Source organism: Microtetraspora sp. AC03309, from assembly GCF_020826795.1.
Lineage (GTDB): Bacteria > Actinomycetota > Actinomycetes > Streptosporangiales > Streptosporangiaceae > Microtetraspora > Microtetraspora glauca.
Genome location: NZ_JADDIL010000218.1, coordinates 1 through 1,076 on the forward strand (window position 1 = coordinate 1; position 1,076 = coordinate 1,076).

The following is a 1,076-nucleotide window of genomic DNA, read 5'->3' on the forward strand; positions in this document are numbered from 1 at the left end:
TAGTTGTTCTTGGCCTCCTCGTTCCATGCGTCGATCAGTTCCTTGAGCTTTTCCGGGCTCTGGTCGGCGAGGTTCTTGGCCTCGGAGCGGTCCTCATCGACATGGAAGAGCTCCCACTTGTCCTGATCGAAATGGCCTTTGCCGCTGATCGGCGCATGCAGCGCCGACGCCTTCCAGCCGTCCTGCCAGATCCCGCGGGTGCCCAGCATCGCGTAGTACTGACGCTTCTTGGTGGTCGGAGCGTCGGCTCCGTCGAAGCTGTACCGCATCGACACCCCGTTCAGCGGGTATTGCTTGATGCCGCGGTACTCCTCGGGCATCTCGATGCCCGCGACGTCGAGAATGGTCGGGACGACGTCGGTGGCGTGGTGATACTGATGGCGCACCTCGCCCCTGGCTTTGATGCCCTTCGGCCAGTGGATCACCATGGGATCGCAAGTGCCGCCGGAGAACTGCGAATAGCGCTTGAACATCTGGAACGGCGTGGAAAAAGCGACCGCCCAGCCCGTCGGGTAGTGGTTGTACGTGTCGGGCGTGCCCAGCTTGTCCAGCATCTTCATGTTCTCGGCCAGGTCATCGGGGTAGCCGTTGAAGAATTTGTTCTCGTTGACCGAACCGTTCGGCGACCCCTCGCCGGACGCACCGTTGTCCGCGCAGTAGAAGATGACGGTGTTGTCCAGCTGGCCGGTCTGTTCCAGGTAGTCGACCACCCGCCCGACCTGAGCGTCGGTGTATTCGGAGAAGCCGGCGAACACCTCGGCCATCCGGCTGAACAGCTTCTTCTCATCCGGGCTCAAAGAGTCCCACGGTCGCACCGCGTCAGCCTCCGACGCCACGTCTTCTGGTAGCGGATTGATGGGGGTCAGTTCGGTGCCCTCGGGCATGATGCCCTTGTCGATCATCCGCTTGAGTACCCACTCGCGGTAGGCCTCGTAGCCCATGTCGAACCGGCCCGCATAGCGGTCGGCCCACTCCTTGAACACGTGGTGCGGGGCATGGCCGGCACCTGGGCACAGGTAGGTGAACCAGGGCTTGTCAGGAGCGATCACCAAGGCGTCACGGATGAACTCGATGGT

The 1,076-nt window shown here is 62.3% G+C and carries 1 protein-coding gene; it reads right to left on the reverse strand.

Annotated elements, in window-relative coordinates:
• The coding region (locus tag IMZ11_RS42400) for a sulfatase-like hydrolase/transferase (protein ID WP_228649208.1) at positions 1–1,076 on the reverse strand (1,076 nt) is incomplete at both ends.